The organism is Hungatella hathewayi WAL-18680 (assembly GCF_000235505.1).
In the GTDB taxonomy this organism is placed as follows: Bacteria; Bacillota; Clostridia; order Lachnospirales; family Lachnospiraceae; genus Hungatella_A; species Hungatella_A hathewayi_A.
The window spans coordinates 732,011-750,271 of record NZ_JH379028.1 but is presented as its reverse complement, the minus strand read 5'-3'; the positions used below and the strand labels follow the sequence as shown (position 1 = coordinate 750,271).

General features: G+C 50.5%; 17 protein-coding genes and 1 pseudogene. 16 read left to right on the top strand and 2 right to left on the bottom strand.

The features are described from left to right. Positions 1–1,182, top strand: a complete 1,182-nt coding sequence (gene thiI / locus HMPREF9473_RS19210; RefSeq protein WP_006781866.1) for a tRNA uracil 4-sulfurtransferase ThiI — start codon at positions 1–3, stop codon at positions 1,180–1,182. Between the two features lie 71 nt (positions 1,183–1,253). Here thiI and HMPREF9473_RS19205 read toward each other — a convergent pair whose 3' ends face one another. Then, positions 1,254–1,487, bottom strand: a complete 234-nt coding sequence (locus tag HMPREF9473_RS19205; RefSeq protein WP_006781865.1) for a hypothetical protein — start codon at positions 1,485–1,487, stop codon at positions 1,254–1,256. Positions 1,488–1,675: 188 nt separating this feature from the next. On the opposite strand from HMPREF9473_RS19205, the pseudogene mtaB reads away from it, so the two are divergent. From mtaB to HMPREF9473_RS19130, 15 genes and pseudogenes are all read left to right on the top strand, one after another. Then, positions 1,676–3,024: pseudogene (gene mtaB, locus HMPREF9473_RS19200) on the top strand (tRNA (N(6)-L-threonylcarbamoyladenosine(37)-C(2))-methylthiotransferase MtaB). Positions 3,025–3,104: 80 nt separating this feature from the next. Next, a complete protein-coding gene (locus HMPREF9473_RS19195) occupies positions 3,105–3,365 on the top strand; it encodes an IreB family regulatory phosphoprotein (RefSeq protein ID WP_006781862.1) in 261 nt (86 codons plus the stop codon). A 150-nt stretch (positions 3,366–3,515) separates the two neighbouring features. After that, positions 3,516–3,932 (top strand): Holliday junction resolvase RuvX, encoded by a 417-nt coding sequence (gene ruvX, locus HMPREF9473_RS19190; protein WP_006781861.1) that lies wholly within the window; start codon positions 3,516–3,518, stop codon positions 3,930–3,932. Between the two features lie 34 nt (positions 3,933–3,966). After that, positions 3,967–4,245, top strand: a complete 279-nt coding sequence (locus tag HMPREF9473_RS19185) for a DUF1292 domain-containing protein (protein ID WP_006781860.1) — start codon at positions 3,967–3,969, stop codon at positions 4,243–4,245. A 29-nt stretch (positions 4,246–4,274) separates the two neighbouring features. After that, positions 4,275–4,739 carry a Fur family transcriptional regulator gene (locus HMPREF9473_RS19180; protein WP_006781859.1) on the top strand — a complete coding sequence of 155 codons (465 nt, stop codon included), beginning with the start codon at positions 4,275–4,277 and terminating at the stop codon, positions 4,737–4,739. A gap of 65 nt (positions 4,740–4,804) precedes the next feature. After that, entirely contained in the window at positions 4,805–6,487 is a 1,683-nt protein-coding gene (locus HMPREF9473_RS19175) for a ribonuclease J (RefSeq protein WP_006781858.1), read from the top strand. 39 nt (positions 6,488–6,526) lie between these two features. After that, a complete protein-coding gene (locus HMPREF9473_RS19170; protein WP_006781857.1) occupies positions 6,527–6,940 on the top strand; it encodes an endolytic transglycosylase MltG in 414 nt (137 codons plus the stop codon). Further along, complete coding sequence (locus HMPREF9473_RS19165) at positions 6,937–7,620, top strand: O-methyltransferase (protein WP_006781856.1); 684 nt, start codon at positions 6,937–6,939, stop codon at positions 7,618–7,620. Before HMPREF9473_RS19170 ends, HMPREF9473_RS19165 begins: the two co-directional genes overlap by 4 nt. A 299-nt stretch (positions 7,621–7,919) precedes the next feature. Further along, the gene (locus HMPREF9473_RS19160) at positions 7,920–9,149 is read left to right on the top strand and encodes a peptidase U32 family protein (protein WP_006781855.1); all 1,230 of its coding nucleotides are present in this window, start codon (positions 7,920–7,922) and stop codon (positions 9,147–9,149) included. Between the two features lie 16 nt (positions 9,150–9,165). Next, positions 9,166–9,993, top strand: a complete 828-nt coding sequence (locus HMPREF9473_RS19155) for a YdcF family protein (RefSeq protein WP_006781854.1) — start codon at positions 9,166–9,168, stop codon at positions 9,991–9,993. A gap of 68 nt (positions 9,994–10,061) precedes the next feature. Continuing rightward, positions 10,062–12,986 carry an insulinase family protein gene (locus HMPREF9473_RS19150; RefSeq protein WP_006781853.1) on the top strand — a complete coding sequence of 975 codons (2,925 nt, stop codon included), beginning with the start codon at positions 10,062–10,064 and terminating at the stop codon, positions 12,984–12,986. Positions 12,987–13,108: 122 nt separating this feature from the next. After that, complete coding sequence (gene era, locus HMPREF9473_RS19145; protein ID WP_006781852.1) at positions 13,109–14,011, top strand: GTPase Era; 903 nt, start codon at positions 13,109–13,111, stop codon at positions 14,009–14,011. 71 nt (positions 14,012–14,082) lie between these two features. Then, positions 14,083–14,733 carry a DNA repair protein RecO gene (gene recO, locus HMPREF9473_RS19140; protein ID WP_006781851.1) on the top strand — a complete coding sequence of 217 codons (651 nt, stop codon included), beginning with the start codon at positions 14,083–14,085 and terminating at the stop codon, positions 14,731–14,733. An 87-nt stretch (positions 14,734–14,820) separates the two neighbouring features. Continuing rightward, the gene (locus HMPREF9473_RS19135) at positions 14,821–15,444 is read left to right on the top strand and encodes a hypothetical protein (RefSeq protein WP_006781850.1); all 624 of its coding nucleotides are present in this window, start codon (positions 14,821–14,823) and stop codon (positions 15,442–15,444) included. Between the two features lie 25 nt (positions 15,445–15,469). Beyond that, positions 15,470–16,858, top strand: coding sequence for a glycine--tRNA ligase (locus tag HMPREF9473_RS19130; RefSeq protein ID WP_006781849.1), 1,389 nt, complete (start codon positions 15,470–15,472; stop codon positions 16,856–16,858). On the opposite strand, the gene HMPREF9473_RS19125 is transcribed toward HMPREF9473_RS19130, so the two are convergent. Then, a complete protein-coding gene (locus tag HMPREF9473_RS19125) occupies positions 16,855–18,222 on the bottom strand; it encodes a B12-binding domain-containing radical SAM protein (RefSeq protein ID WP_006781848.1) in 1,368 nt (455 codons plus the stop codon). The two genes, HMPREF9473_RS19130 and HMPREF9473_RS19125, sit on opposite strands and share 4 nt — an antisense overlap. Between the last annotated feature and the right edge of the window lie 39 nt (positions 18,223–18,261).

The following is an 18,261-nucleotide window of genomic DNA, read 5'->3' as shown; positions in this document are numbered from 1 at the left end:
ATGTTTTATAAATCATTGTTAATTAAATACGCGGAAATCGGAACCAAGGGCAAGAACCGGTTTATGTTCGAGGACGCCTTAATCAAGCAGATGCGCCGCGCCCTGAAGCATGTGGAGGGGGAGTTTCAGATTTCCAAGGAATCCGGACGTATCTACGTGGAGGCGCTGGGTGATTACGACTTCGACGAGGCGGTGGAAGAGTTACAGAAGGTGTTTGGCATCGCCTGGATCTGCCCTATGGTGCAGATAGAGGAGAAGGATTTTGAGAACCTGAAGCGGGAAGTGGTCTCCTATATCGACCAGGTGTACCCTGACAAACATTTCACATTCAAGGTGGACTCCAGAAGGGCCGACAAGAATTATCCGGTGCCGTCGGAGCAGATGAACCGGGATTTGGGCGAGGTGATTCTGGAGGCGTATCCGGAGATGAAGGTGGATGTGCATAAGCCGGATGTGTATGTGCGGGTGGAAGTCCGCAACCAGGTGAATATTTACTCCCAGATGATTCCGGGACCTGGCGGGATGCCGGTGGGGACCAACGGGAAGGCCATGCTTTTACTGTCCGGCGGAATTGACAGCCCGGTGGCGGGATATATGATTGCCAAGAGGGGCGTGAAGATTGACGCGGTTTATTTCCACGCGCCGCCTTACACCAGCGAGCGGGCCAAGCAGAAGGTGGTGGATTTGGCGAAGCTGGTGGCGGTGTATTCTGGGCCGATTCAGCTGCACGTGGTGAATTTTACGGATATCCAGCTCTATATCTATGAGCAGTGTCCTCATGAGGAGCTGACTATTATCATGAGACGGTATATGATGAAGATTGCGGAGCATATCGCGAAGGAGACCGGCTCTCTGGCCCTGATTACGGGGGAGAGTATCGGGCAGGTGGCGTCCCAGACGGTGCAGTCTTTGGCGGCCACCAACGAGGTGTGCACTTTGCCGGTGTTCCGTCCGGTGATTGGATTTGACAAGCAGGAGATTGTGGATATTTCCGAGAAGATTCACACGTTTGAGACGTCGATTCAGCCGTATGAGGACTGCTGTACCATCTTCGTGGCGAAGCATCCGGTGACGAAGCCGAATATCAATATTATCCATAAGTCGGAGATGAAGCTGCAGGAGAAGATTGATGAGATGATGGCGGCGGCCATTGAGACGAGAGAAGTGATTTGGTGCGATTAGGATTTCAAGTTTTGGAAAATAAAAAAGCTGCTTGTATAAGCAGCTTTTGAATTCCTTAAGTAAGTATGAAATTACGGAATGATGTACGGAGCCAGCAGTTCCATAATGGCATCGATGTTGCTCTCGGCATGGATATTCAAATCAATCGGTTTGGATAAGTCCAGGCTGAAGATGCCCATAATGGATTTGGCGTCGATAACGTATCTGCCGGATACCAGGTCAAAATCCTCATCAAATTTGGTCAAATCATTCACGAATGCTTTTACTTTATCGATAGAATTTAAAGAAATACGAACAGTTTTCATGGGATACCCCTCCTTCATTGAGTTACATAAAATATACGGCGGGGTATGTCCCTCACCTCCTTCAATAGTACAGATGAATGGAGGAAAAGTCAATAGTTAGATTGCATAAATTCAGGTTAATATGATGTAAAATTCGGATAGTCCTCTTTGCATAGGCTTAGGGGAAACGCAGACAGGAGATAGATTCAATGAGAAAGGCAGCCCTGCATAATTTGGGATGTAAAGTGAATTCTTATGAGACGGAAGCCATGCAGCAGATGCTGGAGGAAGCCGGCTATGAGATTGTGCCGTTTCGGGAGGGGGCGGATGTCTATGTGATTAACACCTGCTCCGTCACCAACATTGCGGACAGGAAATCGAGACAGATGCTCCACCGGGCCAGGAAAATGAATCCGGACGCCGTGGTGGTGGCGGCGGGATGTTATGTCCAGGCGGCAGGAGAGGAACTTAAGAAGGACGAGGCCATCGATATTGTGATTGGCAACAACAAAAAGACGGAATTGATTGAGATTCTGGACGCTTATTTTGAGGAGCGGTCGGCGTCGGAGGGCGATGGGGCGACCCACATCTCCGGGGGAAGCCACATCATCGACATCGGAAAGACGAAGGAGTATGAGCGGCTGGCCATCAAAAAAATCGCGGACCACACCCGGGCGTTTATCAAGATTCAGGACGGGTGCAACCAGTTTTGCAGCTACTGCATTATCCCCTATACCAGGGGGCGGGTGAGAAGCCGTCAGGTGGAGGAGATTGTGGCGGAGGTGGAGACGCTGGTGGCGGCCGGGTACCGGGAGATTGTGCTGACCGGGATTCATCTAAGCTCCTACGGGGTGGATTTCCCGGAAGAGAAAAGGAGAATCTGCTTGGGCTGATTGTGCGGCTTGACGGGGTGCCGGGGTTAGAGAGAATCCGGCTTGGCTCGCTGGAGCCCAGAATCATCACGGAGGAGTTTGTGAGCACGCTGGCGGGCCTTTCTACCATCTGCCCCCATTTCCATCTGTCGCTGCAGAGCGGCTGTGATGAGACGCTGCGGCGGATGAACCGTCACTACACCACGGAGGATTACGCGGGGCGGTGTGAGATTTTGCGGAAATATTTTGACAACCCGGCGATTACGACGGATGTGATTGTGGGCTTTCCGGGGGAGACGGCGGAGGAGTTTGAGACGACGAAGCGGTATCTGGAGCGGGTGCATTTTTATGAAATGCATGTGTTTAAGTATTCCAAGCGGGCGGGCACTAAAGCGGCTGTCATGGAGGACCAGGTGCCGGAGCAGGTGAAGGCGGTAAGAAGCGACGAGCTGCTGGCTCTGACGGAGCGGATGTCGAGGGAGTACCGGGAGAGTTTCCTGGGACAGGAAAAAGAGGTGCTTCTGGAGGAAAAGGTGACGGTGGACGGCGTCGACTACCTGGCCGGTTACACAAAAGAGTATGTGAGAGCAGCGGTTCCCTGGGATGAAACCAGGAAAGGAACCATGATTACCGGGTATTTGGACGGTTTTCTCACCGATGAAATCATAAATCTATTAAAAAAATAGGTTCGTAAGAAATATTTTAGTTGCCGAATGTGGGAAAGTGGTATAGAATAGAGGAGAATAGTTAAAGGACGTGGGTACAGATGGGCGAAATTCATAATACACAATTTTTTAAAACCGTACAAGAGAATAAGATGGATGTGAGCCAGGTCTTAGAGCAGGTCTATATTGCGTTGACAGAAAAGGGATATAATCCAATCAACCAGATTGTTGGTTATATCATGTCTGGAGACCCAACTTATATTACCAGTCACAAGAACGCCAGAAGTCTGATCATGAAAGTGGAACGTGATGAGATTCTGGAGGAACTTTTGTCTGTGTATATTGAAGAGAAGTTAAAGTAGGGGCGTGTGTAAGTGCGTATAGGGGACTGTCAGATTCTGTCGGACGGCGGAAACTGGCAGTCATATTATATGTTAGGGAGAATTGTTGGCGGTGCCAGCTTCTTTTTGTGTGGCTGAAATTAGTCCGGGAATGAAATGGAGTACATGGATATGAGAATCATGGGACTGGACTTCGGTTCGAAGACCGTGGGAGTGGCAGTCAGCGACGCGCTGGGTCTCACAGCCCAGGGAGTGGAAACGATTACCAGGAAAGACGAGAATAAACTGCGGCAGACACTGGCCAGAATTGAGACATTAATCGGCGAGTATGAGATTGAAACCATTGTTTTGGGTTATCCTAAGAATATGAACGATACTGTGGGAGAGCGGGCCAAAAAGACGGAAGAGTTTAAGGCCATGCTGGAGCGCAGAACGGGACTTCCGGTGATTTTGTGGGACGAGCGTCTCACGACGGTGGCGGCGGAGGAGATATTAATCGAGAGCGGCGTCAGGAGAGAACATAGAAAAGAAGTCATAGATAAGATTGCAGCCGGTATTATTCTGCAAGGCTATCTGGATTCCATATAAAGGCTTTTAACGGATTCAAAGAAGGAGAAACAAGATGAACGAAGAGAGATTGATTACCCTGGAGACGGACGACGGGGAGAGCGTGGAGTTCTACGTGCTGGAGGAGACGAAGATTAATGGCATGAACTACCTGCTGGTGACGGACGCCGAAGAAGATGACGAGGATGGAGACTGTTATATCCTCAAGGATATGTCCAAAGCGGAGGAAGCAGACGCGGTTTACGAGTTTGTGGAGGACGACGATGAGATGGATTATTTATTTAAGATTTTTTCAGAGCTGATGGAAGATATGGACGTAGACCTGAAAAAATGAAATAATAATAGTTAAAAAGGGGCTTTGGTATGAATCAGGATTTGTTTAGGGAGATGCTCAAAGAGAAGGGACTTAAGGTGACGAGTCAGCGGCTGCTGGTTCTGGAAATTATGGCCGAACATCCGGGAGAGCATCTCACGGCAGAGCAGATTTTTGATTTGGTCAGAGTCCAGTATCCGGAGATTGGCCTGGCGACCATCTACCGAACGGTGCAGGTGCTGGTGGATCTGCGCCTGATTGACAAGGTCAGCTTTGACGACGGATTCGCCCGCTATGAGCTGGGAGAGTTTGACGGGGAGCAGAAGCACCACCACCATCACGCCATCTGCCGGCAGTGCGGACAGGTGATTTCGTTTGAGGACGATTTACTGGAGGCGCTGGAGAGAGCGGTTTATGACAGGATGGGCTTCACGGTGGTTGACCATGAGGTGAAATTGTACGGATATTGTAAGGAATGCAGGAAGAAATTCGAAGAGGAAGAGAAACAGAGTTAGAGATTTAAAACAGAATTAAAAAACAGAATTAAAAAAGAACAAAATTAGAATATGGAGGTAACAGATTGAAACAACAAGGTAAAAAACAGAATACAGAGGCGAAGGTGAAGATTATACCGTTAGGCGGTTTAGAGCAGATTGGTATGAATATTACGGCCTTTGAGTACGAGGACAACATCATTATCGTGGACTGCGGACTGGCGTTCCCTTCCGACGATATGCTGGGAATTGATTTGGTGATTCCGGATGTGACTTACTTAAAGCAGAACGCGGACAAGATTAAGGGATTTGTCATTACCCATGGACATGAGGACCATATCGGGGCGCTGCCTTACATTTTACCGCAGATTAATGCTCCTGTTTACGGAACGAAACTGACGATTGCGTTGATTGACAACAAATTAAAAGAACATAACCTGTTAAGAAGTACGAAGAGAAAAGTGGTAAAGCATGGCCAGTCCATCAACCTGGGATGCTTTCGTATCGAATTTATCAAGACAAATCATAGCATTGCAGACGCGTCTGCTCTGGCTATTTTCACACCGGCGGGAATTATCCTGCATACCGGTGACTTTAAGATAGATTACACTCCGGTGTTCGGAGATTCCATTGATTTACAGCGGTTTGCGGAGCTGGGAAAGAAGGGTGTGCTGGCGCTGATGTGTGACAGTACCAACGCGATACGGCCTGGATTTACGGCGTCGGAGAAGACGGTCGGGAAGACCTTTGACGGGATTTTTGCGGACCACAAGAATAAGAGGATTATTGTCGCTACGTTTGCTTCCAATGTGGACCGGGTGCAGCAGATTATCAACTCGGCTTACAAGTATGGACGAAAAGTGGTGGTGGAAGGGCGAAGCATGGTCAATGTCATCGGGACGGCCAGCGAGCTTGGGTATATTAAGATTCCGGAGGGGACGCTGATTGATATTGACCAGCTGAAGAGTTATCCGGATGAGAAGACGGTGATTATCTCTACGGGCAGCCAGGGTGAGGCGATGGCGGCGCTTTCGAGAATGGCGGCCAGCATTCATAAGAAGATTTCGATTAAGCCGGGGGATGTAGTGATTTTCAGTTCTACACCGATTCCGGGTAATGAGAAGGCGGTTTCGAAGGTGATTAATGAATTGTCCATCAAGGGAGCGGAGGTTATTTTCCAGGATACCCATGTTTCGGGACATGCCTGCCAGGAAGAGATTAAGCTGATTTATTCGCTGTTGAGACCGAGATATGCGCTGCCGGTTCATGGAGAGTATCGTCATCTGATGGCTCAGAAGGGGCTTGCGGAGGCGGTTGGCATTCCGAAGGAGAATATTCTTCTGATGTCCTCCGGTGATGTGGTGGAGATTTGCAATGAGTCTTGCAAGGTGGTGGACCACGTGCAGTCGGGCGCGATTCTGGTGGACGGCCTCGGTGTGGGCGATGTGGGAAATATTGTGCTTCGGGATAGACAAAACCTGGCTCAAAATGGTATCATCATCGTAGTGCTTACGCTTGAGAAGTACAGTAACCAGTTGTTGGCCGGTCCGGATATCGTTTCCAGGGGCTTTGTGTATGTGAGAGAGTCCGAGGATTTGATGGAGCAGGCCAGAAAGATTGTGGTGGAGGCCGTGGATGATTGTCTGGAGCGTCATGTCAGTGACTGGGGCAAGATTAAGAATATTATCCGCGACAGCTTGAGTGACTTCCTGTGGAAGAAGATGAAGAGGAATCCGATGATTCTGCCGATTATCATGGAAGTGGAATAAGCAGAGAGGTCTTTGCCGCGTAAAAAGGGATGAGAGCTTATGAGTAATACGACGAAAGAGATTAACAGGGTGACCGGAGCGATTATTGGGATTTCGGGGAAATTGATTTTCTATGCGCTGGTGGTGCTGCTGTTGTATGAAGGGATTACCAAGGGGTACGCGTTTGGGTATGAGATTTTCCATTCTACGGCTATGGCTGAGGCACCGGGGATTGATAAGGTGGTGCAGATTGAGGATGGAGATTCCCTGATGGATGTGGCTAAGGAGCTGGATAGCAAGGGACTGATTAAGAATGAGTATGCGTTTCTGATTCAGAGTATGTTTTATGAGTATGGGAAGGCCGGGGAGTATGAGATTATTCCGGGGACGTTTACGTTGAATAATTCTATGACGGCGAAGGAGATTATTATTGAGCTCCGGGATGGGCCTGAGGAAGAGGAAACGGAAGGATGATAGGGGACGAGAGAATTCGGGATTTTATTTATTCTTTGGAAGCCGGTCAGGGGGAATTGCGGGATGCCATCGCGAGAGAGGCGGTGGCAGAACGGGTTCCGATTATTAAAAAAGAGACGGGGGCTTTTTTGAAGACTCTGGTGGCGATGAAACAGCCTAGGGCTGTCCTGGAAGTGGGGACGGCCGTAGGCTATTCTGCTTTACTGATGGAGATGGTGCTGCCGGAGGGAGGGCATATTACTACGGTGGAGAAGTATGAGCCTAGGATTGAGAAGGCGAAAGAAAACTTTCGGAAGGCGGGGGTGGAGGAGAGGATAAGCTTGATTGAGGGGGATGCGGAGGATGTGTTGAAGGGATTTGGGGATGGGGTGTTTGAGTTTGTGTTTATGGATGCGGCTAAGGGGCAGTATTTGAATTGGATTGGGGAGGTTATGAGGGTGCTGGCGCCGGGAGGGGTGCTGGTGGCGGATAATGTGCTGCAGGATGGGGATGTGGTGCAGTCGAAGTATGCGGTGGAGAGACGGAAGAGGACGATTCATGGGAGGATGAGGGAGTTTTTGTATGTGGTGAAGCATATGGAGGGAGTGGAGACGGCGGTGGTGCCGATTGGGGATGGGGTTGCGGTGAGCGTGAAAATGGGCGAGATTGTTGGCGAAAGTACGCCGCACGCAGGCTATTGACCCCACCGGGACACGCTCTCGCTCTGGGCGCCAGGCAGCGGTACTAGGGCTCCAAAGGACGGAGCCCAAGGACCGGCGTGGCTTTACGGTCCCTATGGGGTCAATTGCCTGCGCACGGCTGGGCGTTGGATGACGCTGGGGAAGGATGCTGAGTTTCACAAGGCTGGTATTTTTTAGGATGTGGGGATTGGGATGGGGTTTAAATTAATGGGAATATAACCGGGAGTTGGACGGTTTAGATAGAGATGGAAGATAGAGTGTTAGATATTTTTATTTAGGATAGAGAGGATTGGAGATAGATGAGAGAGACTGAATTGTTGATTCCGGCGGGGAGTTTGGATGTGTTGAAGACGGCGGTGGTTTATGGGGCTGATGCGGTTTATATTGGGGGGGAGGCGTTTGGGCTTCGGGCTAAGGCGAAGAACTTTTCGAATGAGGAAATAAAAGAGGGGATTGAGTTTGCGCATGGTAGAGGGGTGAAGGTTTATGTGACGGCGAATATACTGGCGCATAATGAGGATTTGGTGGGGGTGGAGGAGTATTTTGAGGAGTTGAGGGAAATTGGGCCGGATGCGGTGATTATTTCGGATCCGGGGGTGTTTCGGATTGCTAAGAGAGTGATGCCGGGGATGGAGATTCATATTAGTACTCAGGCGAATAATACGAATTATGGGACTTATTTGTTTTGGTATGAGTTGGGGGCTAAGAGGGTGGTTACGGCCAGGGAACTTTCCCTGGAGGAGATTCGGGGGATTCGGGAGAGGATTCCGGAGGATATGGAGATTGAGAGCTTTATTCATGGGGCGATGTGTATTTCTTATTCGGGGAGATGTCTGTTGAGTAATTATTTTACGGGGAGGGACGCGAATCAGGGGGCTTGTACACATCCTTGTAGATGGAAGTATTCGATTGTGGAGGAGACTAGGCCGGGGGAAGTGATGCCGGTTTATGAGAATGAGCGGGGGACTTATATTTTTAATTCTAAGGATTTGTGTATGATTGAGCATGTGCCGGAGATGATTGAGGCGGGGATTGACAGCTTTAAGATTGAGGGGAGAATGAAGACGGCGCTTTATGTGGCGACGGTGGCCCGGACTTATCGGAAGGCGATTGATGATTACAGGGAGTCGCCGGAGAAGTATCGGGAGAATTTGGAGTGGTATAAAGAGGAGATTGGGAAGTGCACTTATAGGGAGTTTACGACGGGATTTTATTTTGGGAAGACGGATGAGACGTCACAGATATATGATAATAATACGTATGTGAAGAATTATACGTATCTGGGGACGGTGGATGCGGTGGATGAGAGAGGGTTCTGCCGGATTGAACAGAAGAATAAGTTTTCGGTGGGGGAAGAGATTGAGGTGATGAAGCCGGACGGGCGGAACCTGGTGGTGACGGTGAAGGCTTTGTATGATGAGGATGGGGGAAGTTTGGAGAGCGCTCCGCATCCGAAGCAGGTGGTGTATGTGGATTTGGGTGTGGATGTTCAGGTGTTTGATATTTTGAGGCGGAGTGAGATGGAATAGATTGGAGGCGGACGTGATGATGATGTGGATTGCTGGGGTTTTGGCGGTGGTTTGTTTGGTTTATTATATTGTCATTGTTATTTATTCCGGGTTTTCTACGTCGTTTGCGTTTGTGTGGCTGCTGGCGGCGGGATTTTTCTTTCTGGTGTCGGCGGGCTGTAAGTACGCCAGGGTGCATCCGAAGAAACTGCCGCTGTGGATGCCGGTGTCGGCGGCGACGCTGTTTGGCGCCTGCGTGGTGGTGTTTGTGACGGTGGAGGTTCTTGTGTTTATGGGAGCGGCCAGCGCGGATGTGCCGAATCTGGATTATTTGATTGTGCTGGGGGCGAAGGTGAAGGAGGATTCTCTGAGCAATTCTCTTAGGAAACGGCTGGATAAGGCGATTGAATATAGCCAGAGAAATCCGGATACAATTTTGATTCTGTCCGGGGGACAGGGGCCGGATGAGCCGATGAGTGAGGCACGGGCGATGTATGAATATCTGCTTTATAACGGGGTGCCGGAGGAACAGATGGCTATGGAGACGATTTCTACCAGTACGGTGGAGAATATCGCATATAGCAAGGTGCTGATTGATGAGATTCAGAATGAGAAGAGAGAAAAACAGGCAAGGGAAATGAGGCCGATTGCGCCGGGGCCTTATGTGGTGGCGGAAGATAAGCCGCTCCAGATAGGCGTGCTGACCAGCAATTTCCACGTGTTCCGGGCAAGGATGATTGCGGAAAAGTGGGGGATTCCGGGGATTTATGGAATTGCGTCGGAGTCAGATAAGCTTTTATTTCCACATCTTTGTGTGAGAGAGTGTGCGGCGATACTAAAAGATAAATTAATGGGTAATATGTAATTAGTTAGCTGTGTATTCGGTAGGGGCACAGAGAGCCTTATGATAAAGGAAAAAAGTGAGGTAGATGAATGAAGAGTTTAAAGGATTTGACAGCGTACAGAATTGTGGATGAAAGAAAGATGGAGGAACTAAACTCCATCGGAACCGTTCTGGAACACAAAAAAACGGGAGCCAGGGTGTTCCTGGTTTCTAATGATGATGAAAACAAGGTATTTTATATTGGATTTCGGACGCCGCCGTCCGACGACACCGGCGTGCCCCACATCCTGGAGCACAGTGTCCTCTGCGGTTCCGACAAGTTCCCAGTCAAGGACCCTTTCGTAGAACTGGTAAAAGGTTCCTTAAACACATTCCTGAACGCCATGACCTACCCTGACAAAACGGTATATCCGATTGCCAGCTGCAACGACAAGGATTTCCAGAACTTAATGGACGTCTACATGGACGCCGTTCTGCATCCCAACATTTACAACGAGAAAAAGATTTTCATGCAGGAGGGCTGGCACTACGAGCTGGAATCTGAAGATTCCCCCGTCATCTACAACGGCGTTGTCTACAACGAGATGAAGGGCGCCTTCTCCTCACCGGAAAGTGTACTGGACCGGTACACCCAGAAAATGTTATTCCCTGACACCTGCTACGGCTTTGAATCAGGCGGTGACCCAAAATCCGTGCCGGATTTAACCTACGAGGCATTTTTAGATTTCCACAGAACCTACTACCACCCATCCAACAGCTTCATTTACCTCTACGGTGATATGGACATGGCGGAGAAGCTGGAGTGGCTGGATGAAGCCTATTTAAGCCACTACGATAAAAAAGAAGTGGATTCTCACATCGACATGCAGAAGCCATTCACAGAGCCAAAGGACTCCAGAATAACCTACTCCATCACGGAGGATGAGCCGGAGGAGGACGCTTCCTACCTGTCTGTCAGCAGTGTGGTGGGGACAGACCTGGACCCGAAATTATACCTGGCTTTCCAAATCCTGGAGTACACCCTTCTCGACGCTCCCGGTGCGCCATTAAAGCAGGCGCTTTTAGATGCGGGAATTGGCCATGATATTTTAGGCGGCTATGACAACGGCATTTTACAGCCCTACTTCAGCGTGGTGGCCAAGGATGCCAACGAGGAGCAGAAAGGGGAGTTCCTGGCGGTTGTAAAAGGGACGCTTCGGAAGCTGGCGGAGGACGGGATTAACAAGAAAAGTCTGCTGGCGGGATTAAATTATTTTGAGTTCCGTTACCGGGAGGCGGATTTTGGAACGGCGCCAAAGGGGCTGATGTATGGGCTTCAGTCGCTGGACAGCTGGCTGTATGACGGGGACCCGATGATGCATCTGGAGTATCAGGAGACCTTTGATTTCCTGAAGAAGGCTGTGGAAGAAGGATATTTTGAGTCGCTGATTCGGGATTATCTGCTGGATAACCCGTTTGAGGCGGTGATTGTGGTCAGCCCGGAGCGGAATCTGACGGCGAAAGAGGATGCCGCGGTGGCGAAGAAGCTGGCGGAATATAAGGCCGGATTGTCGGCGCAGGAAGTGAAGGCGCTGGTGAAGGAGACGGAGGAACTGAAAAACTATCAGGATACGCCGTCCCCAAGCGAGGAGCTGGAGAAGATTCCTATGCTTTCCAGGGAGGACATCGACAGGAAGGCGGAGGAGATTCACTGGAAGGAGCATCTGATGAACGGTGTCCTGGTGCTTCACCAGGAAATGTTTACGTCCGGGATTGGGTATCTGAAGGTGCTGTTCAACACGGACCGGGTGCCGGTGGAGGATCTGCCTTATGTGGGGCTGCTGAAATCGGTGCTGGGATATGTGGATACGGAGAATTTTACGTACAGTGACTTAACCAGCGAGATTCATTTGAATTCCGGCGGTATCAGCTTCAGCACCGGTTCCTATGTGGATTTGGAGCGGGAAAATGGATTCACCGGGGCATTTATTGCGGATGTGCGGGTGTTGTACGATAAGATTGGATTCGGATTTGACATGCTGGCGGAGATATTGACCAGGTCGAAGCTGGAGGATGAGAAGCGGCTGGGTGAGATTTTGAGGGAGACCAAGTCGCGGTCCAGGATGAAACTGGAGGGAGCTTCCCACAGCGCGGCGGTGGCCAGGGCGACATCCTATTTCTCGGCGACGGCGTCATTTAATGACAGGACGGGCGGCGTTGGATTCTACCATTTCCTGGAGGATGTGGTGAAGGATTATGAGAAGAACAGCAAAGCTCTGATTGAGAAATTGAAAGAGGTGGCGGCGAAGCTGTTTACCGTGGACAATATGCTGGTGAATGTGACTTCGGACGGCGAAGGGTTTGCCTGTGTGGATGGGGCGATGAAAGGACTGACGGAGGCGCTTCCAGAGGGCAGCGGCGTTGTGTATCCTTATCTGTTTGAGGTGGGGAACCGGAATGAGGGATTCAAGACGGCTTCCCAGGTCAACTATGTGGCGCGGTGCGGCAATTTTAAGAAGGCCGGATTCTCTTACACGGGGGCGCTGCGGATTTTGAAGGTGATTTTGAGCTATGATTATCTGTGGATTAATCTGCGGGTGAAGGGCGGCGCTTACGGGTGCATGAGCGGATTCGGAATGTCCGGAGAGGGATATTTCGTGTCTTACCGTGACCCGAATCTGGCGGAGACGGATCAGGTTTACGAGGGCATCGTGGACTATCTGGAGAATTTCTCGGTGGATGAGAGAGACATGACCAAGTATGTGATTGGCACCATCAGCGGGCTGGATACGCCGCTCAATCCTTCGGATAAGGGGGCAAGAGCATTGTCCGCCTATCTGTCCCATGTGAGCAATGAGATGCTCCAGAAGGAGAGAGACCAGGTGCTGGATGCACAAGCGGAGGATATCCGGAAGCTGGCGGGGATTGTCAGCGCGGTGTTGAAGACGGGCAGTTTCTGTACGATTGGAAATGAAGAGAAGATTGAGAACTGCAAGGAACTGTTTGGTGAGATTAAGAATCTGTATCATGGATGAGAAATGCCGGGCCGGAAGATAATGCCGGGCTGGAGGCAGCAGGAAGATGAAACTGGGCCGGAGGAGGCAGGAAGATGGCGCCTCCGGCCCCGGGAACAAAAGAAGATGGATGGAGATAGAGAATGGATAATACGTTTAAATCAGGTTTCGTGACGTTGATTGGAAGGCCCAATGTGGGAAAATCAACTTTGATGAACTATTTGATAGGGCAGAAGATTGCGATAACTTCTGATAAACCACAGACAACCAGAAACCGGATTCAGACGGTGTACACGGATGAGCGGGGGCAGATTATTTTCCTGGATACTCCGGGAATCCATAAGGCGAAAAATAAGCTGGGCGAATATATGGTGAATGTGGCGGAGCATACCATGAGTGAGGTGGATGTGATTCTGTGGCTGGTGGAACCCACCACATTTATCGGCGCCGGGGAGCGCCATATCGCGGAGCAGCTGCAGAAGGTGAAGACGCCGGTGATGCTGGTGATCAACAAGATTGATACGGTGAAGAACCAGGATGAGATTCTTAAGTTTATCGACGCCTACAAGGATATCTGCAACTTCGCGGAGATTGTTCCGGTGTCGGCGCTGAAGGGAAAGAACACGGAGCTGGTGACGGAGCTGATATTCAAATATCTGCCGGAGGGGCCTCAGTTCTATGACGAGGACACGGTGACGGACCAGCCTATGCGCCAGATTGCGGCGGAGCTGATTCGGGAGAAGGCCCTGCGGCTGTTAAATGATGAGATTCCCCATGGAATCGCCGTGACCATCGAGAAGATGACGGAGCGGAAGAATGGGATGATTGATATCGAGGCCAATATTGTCTGTGAGAGGGATTCCCACAAGGGGATTATCATCGGTAAGGGCGGGGCGATGCTGAAAAAGATTGGCACCGCGGCCCGTGTGGAGATAGAGAATCTGATGGACACGAAGGTGAATCTGCAACTCTGGGTGAAGGTCCGCAAGGAGTGGCGGGACAGCGAATTGTATATGAAGAATTATGGGTATAATCCAAAAGAATAGATATGAATAGATATAGGATAAATAGTCAGGATAAAAATTTTGAATTGGTATAGAGATGGAGAGGATGAGACGTGAGGGAGTCGGTGAAGCTGACGGGGATGGTGTTGAAATCCGCACCCGTGGGAGAATATGACAAGCGTCTGGTGCTGCTCACCAGAGAGCGGGGGAAACTGACGGCATTTGCCAGGGGCGCAAGGCGCCCTGGCAGTATGCTGATGGGCCCCAGTCGTCCCTTTGCGTTTGGCACGTTTGAGCTGTATGAGGGGCGGGACGCCTACAATCTGCATGGCGCCGAGATTACCAATTATTTTGATGAAATCAGCATGGACATGGAACAGTGTTGCTACGGCCAGTATTTTCTGGAGTTTGCGGACTATTATTCCAGGGAGAACCTGGACGGAAGCGCCATGCTGCTTTTATTGTACCAGTCTCTGCGGGCGCTTTTGAAGCCTCCGATTCCAAACCGGCTGATTCAGCGGATATTTGAGCTGCGGGCCATGGCGGACAACGGGGAGTACACGGAGCATCCGCCCAGGGAGGTCAGCGATTCGGCCAACTATACCTGGGAGTTTGTCATCGCGTCGCCGCTAGAATCCCTGTACACCTTTCAGGTGACGGATTCCGTGTTTGCGGAATTCAAGCAGTGCGTGGAGATAAACAAGGCCAGGTATGTGGACAGGGACTTTCATTCTCTGGAGATTTTAAAAACCTTGGTAAATTAGGGAAATGGTATTGAAAATGCGTTGGAAAACGGATATAATCTCTACATATGTGCAAAATTCAGGTTTTGAAATCAGGAGGGTTTGTTTATGAAGAAGGCCAGAATAATCCTGGCGGTGATGATGGCGGGCGCGCTGCTATCCGGGTGCGCGGGCCGTGGGGGCTCCACAAGTACGTTTTCTCCTGAGCAGAGCAGTGTCTTTGTGACGAGGGACGGGAGCATTTCCAGCGCGTTGGTTGAGACTTATACGAATGACTACTATGACCAGGGTGAGTTGAAGGCCTCGATTGAAAAGTCCGTGGCTGATTTTAATACGGAGCAGGGGAGAACGGCGGTGACGCTCAGTTCCTGTACACTGGGGAACGGAAAGGCCATTGCCCTGTTCGATTATGAAAATGCTTCCGATCTCTGCACCTTTGCGGCGGCGACAAACGATGACTGGACCCAGTTAGAAGCGATGGAGTTTACCACCGTGGAGAAGGGACAGTCGGAAGGAAAACTTGCCGGCGCGTCGTGGAAGAAAGCCAAGGACGGCTCCAATGCCTCCGCGGATTCCGTGACGAAGAAAGGTGAGTATTATGTGGTAATACTGACAGGAAGCGCCACCGTTCAGACAGAGGGCAAAATCCAGTTTTACAGCGGCAACGTGTCGCTGGCGGACGGATATACGGCAGTGGTGAGTGGCGGCCAGGCATATTTAGTATTTAAATAAAACAGGAAGAAGAGGTTTGAGTGAGATGGAAAAGACAATGGAAAAAATCGTAGCGCTTGCGAAATCCAGAGGATTTGTGTATCCGGGCTCCGAGATTTATGGAGGTCTGGCCAACACATGGGATTACGGCAACCTGGGTGTGGAATTAAAGAATAATGTGAAGAAGGCATGGTGGCAGAAGTTTGTCCAGGAGAGTCCCTACAATGTGGGCGTGGACTGCGCCATCCTGATGAATTCCCAGACATGGGTGGCTTCCGGCCATCTGGGCGGCTTCTCCGACCCGCTGATGGACTGCAAAGCCTGCAAGGAGCGTTTCCGTGCGGATAAGCTGATTGAGGATTTTATGGCGGAGCATGACATTACCATCGAGGGCAGTGTGGATGCCTGGTCCCAGGAAGAGATGAAGAAGTACATTGACGACAACAATATCTGCTGCCCAAGCTGCGGCAAGCATGATTTTACCGATATCCGCCAGTTTAACCTGATGTTCAAGACCTTCCAGGGCGTGACCGAGGACGCGAAGAACACGGTTTATTTGAGACCGGAGACGGCTCAGGGTATCTTTGTAAACTTCAAGAACGTGCAGAGAACGTCCCGCAAGAAGATTCCGTTTGGTATCGGCCAGATTGGAAAATCCTTCCGAAACGAGATTACACCGGGTAACTTTACCTTCCGTACCAGAGAGTTTGAGCAGATGGAGCTGGAGTTCTTCTGTGAGCCAGGAACGGATTTGGAGTGGTTTGCATACTGGAAGGATTATTGCATCAACTGGCTGAAATCTCTGGGCATCAAGGACGACGAGATGAGAGCCAGAGACCATGCGCCGGAGGAACTGTGCTTTTACAGCAAGGCGACTACGGATTTGGAATTCCTGTTCCCGTTTGGATGGGGCGAGCTGTGGGGGATTGCGGACAGAACCGATTATGATTTGACCCAGCACCAGAATACATCCGGCCAGGATATGACTTACTTTGACGATGAGAAGAAGGAGAAATACATTCCTTATGTAATTGAGCCGTCTCTTGGCGCTGACCGTGTGACACTGGCTTTCCTGTGCGCGGCTTACGACGAGGAGGAGATCGGCGAGGGAGATGTGCGTACCGTGCTGCATTTCCATCCGGCTATCGCTCCGGTGAAGATTGGTGTGCTGCCGCTGTCCAAGAAGCTGAACGAGGGCGCGGAGAAGGTATTTGCCGAGATGAGCAAATACTACAACTGCGAGTTCGACGACAGAGGCAACATCGGCAAGAGATACAGAAGACAGGATGAGATTGGTACTCCGTTCTGCATCACCTACGATTTTGAGTCGGAGGAGGATATGGCAGTGACCGTCCGCGACCGTGACTCCATGGAGCAGGAGCGCGTGCCGATTGCAGAGCTGAAATCCTACTTTGAGGATAAGTTCCGTTTCTAATGAGGGCGGAAGCTATCGGAAAACAGCAGTTTTAAAAAGATATTCTTATAGTCTTTCAGGCGCAGAAAGCGGTAAATCCCCGCTTTTTGCGCTATCTGAAATAAATCCATGACAAACAGGTAATACTCCAGATAGAAATGAAAACGTGTCATATGTACCGGCTGCACCACCAGATGCATGAAATCCCATTTTTCCATGTTGTGGGTGATGAGTCTGTCTTTGTACTCCTCGTAGAGGGCTGTGCCCGGTATGGGGGTGAAGATGGAGACGCCGGTGTAGGTGATATTGTGACGGTGGATAAATCGCCTCATGGCCCGGAAATCGTTTCTGGTAAAATTGATATCGATGATAAACAGGCCCGTTAAACGGATGCCTGCTTCCTTTAAAATGCGGATGGTCTCCAGGTTGGCATCGCTGGAGGTGCGCTTGTTGTAGGAGTCCAGGCGGGTGTCGTCCACGGCTTCTAAGCCTACCATGCAGTATTTGAGACCGATGGAGGCCAGCTCCTTCATCAGGTCCTCGTGGGTGGAAATGAAGTCGGCACGGCCGTAGCAGATGAAGGTTTTGTGGATGTGATGCTCTCTTATTAGTCGCATGAATTCGAGAAGCCTGGGGATGTCGAAGAGGAAATCGTCGTCGGCAATCTGGATGTTATCGCAGGGGATGGTTAGCAGCTCCTCAATGATGGAGGCGACGTCCCGCTGATAGTAGGTTCCACAGTTTAAGGTCCTGCCGTAGCAGAAGGAGCATTGGTAGGGGCAGGAGGTGGAGGTCTTGATGAGAGCGATGGGGGACACGTCCAGGTAGCGGTAGGCGTGCATGTGCTCCGTGAACTGGCTGCGCTCCGGGATGGGCAGGAGGTTGATGTCAAAGGGGCGGACCGGGTTGGTGAACCAAGTGCCGTCTTTTAAGTAGCAGAGGCCGTCGATGGAGTCCAGGGACGTGGCGGTGGCGGAAGCATTTCCCAGATGTTCGTAATTCAGGACGTCCAGGATGGCGTAAATGTTGTCGGAGCGGCAGATGTAGGAGACCTCCGGCTTGAAAAAATGCTCCTGGTTGTGCTGGGCGTGGGAGCCGCCGATGATAGTTATGGTATTGGGGGAGAAAGCCCGGGCCCTTCTGGCGTAGGACAGCATCAGGTATTCCTGGGTGATGTAGCCGGTGATGGCCACGGCCTGTGGGCGGTACAGTTCCAGAATGGACTCGAAGGAGCGGCTGTCGGTGGAAGCGTCATAAATATAAGAAGAAATCGAGTGGGAGGTCAGCATGGCTTTGATGTATTCCAGTTCCAGCGGCTCCGTTTTCAGCGCCATGTCCAGCGAGAAGCCGGTGTGGGCAGGTTCCGGTTTGACTAAAAGTATCATGATATCCCCCTTTTTCTTCTATGTATAGAAATTAGGATT

What these genes read in the sequence shown, in the direction of transcription:
- thiI (WP_006781866.1), top strand. Translation starts at nt 1, where the DNA reads ATGTTTTATAAATCATTGTTAATTAAATACGCGGAAATCGGAACCAAG.
- HMPREF9473_RS19205 (WP_006781865.1), bottom strand. Translation starts at nt 1,487, where the DNA reads ATGAAAACTGTTCGTATTTCTTTAAATTCTATCGATAAAGTAAAAGCA.
- HMPREF9473_RS19195 (WP_006781862.1), top strand. Translation starts at nt 3,105, where the DNA reads ATGGGCGAAATTCATAATACACAATTTTTTAAAACCGTACAAGAGAAT.
- ruvX (WP_006781861.1), top strand. Translation starts at nt 3,516, where the DNA reads ATGAGAATCATGGGACTGGACTTCGGTTCGAAGACCGTGGGAGTGGCA.
- HMPREF9473_RS19185 (WP_006781860.1), top strand. Translation starts at nt 3,967, where the DNA reads ATGAACGAAGAGAGATTGATTACCCTGGAGACGGACGACGGGGAGAGC.
- HMPREF9473_RS19180 (WP_006781859.1), top strand. Translation starts at nt 4,275, where the DNA reads ATGAATCAGGATTTGTTTAGGGAGATGCTCAAAGAGAAGGGACTTAAG.
- HMPREF9473_RS19170 (WP_006781857.1), top strand. Translation starts at nt 6,527, where the DNA reads ATGAGTAATACGACGAAAGAGATTAACAGGGTGACCGGAGCGATTATT.
- HMPREF9473_RS19165 (WP_006781856.1), top strand. Translation starts at nt 6,937, where the DNA reads ATGATAGGGGACGAGAGAATTCGGGATTTTATTTATTCTTTGGAAGCC.
- HMPREF9473_RS19160 (WP_006781855.1), top strand. Translation starts at nt 7,920, where the DNA reads ATGAGAGAGACTGAATTGTTGATTCCGGCGGGGAGTTTGGATGTGTTG.
- HMPREF9473_RS19155 (WP_006781854.1), top strand. Translation starts at nt 9,166, where the DNA reads ATGATGATGTGGATTGCTGGGGTTTTGGCGGTGGTTTGTTTGGTTTAT.
- HMPREF9473_RS19150 (WP_006781853.1), top strand. Translation starts at nt 10,062, where the DNA reads ATGAAGAGTTTAAAGGATTTGACAGCGTACAGAATTGTGGATGAAAGA.
- era (WP_006781852.1), top strand. Translation starts at nt 13,109, where the DNA reads ATGGATAATACGTTTAAATCAGGTTTCGTGACGTTGATTGGAAGGCCC.
- HMPREF9473_RS19135 (WP_006781850.1), top strand. Translation starts at nt 14,821, where the DNA reads ATGAAGAAGGCCAGAATAATCCTGGCGGTGATGATGGCGGGCGCGCTG.
- HMPREF9473_RS19130 (WP_006781849.1), top strand. Translation starts at nt 15,470, where the DNA reads ATGGAAAAGACAATGGAAAAAATCGTAGCGCTTGCGAAATCCAGAGGA.
- HMPREF9473_RS19125 (WP_006781848.1), bottom strand. Translation starts at nt 18,222, where the DNA reads ATGATACTTTTAGTCAAACCGGAACCTGCCCACACCGGCTTCTCGCTG.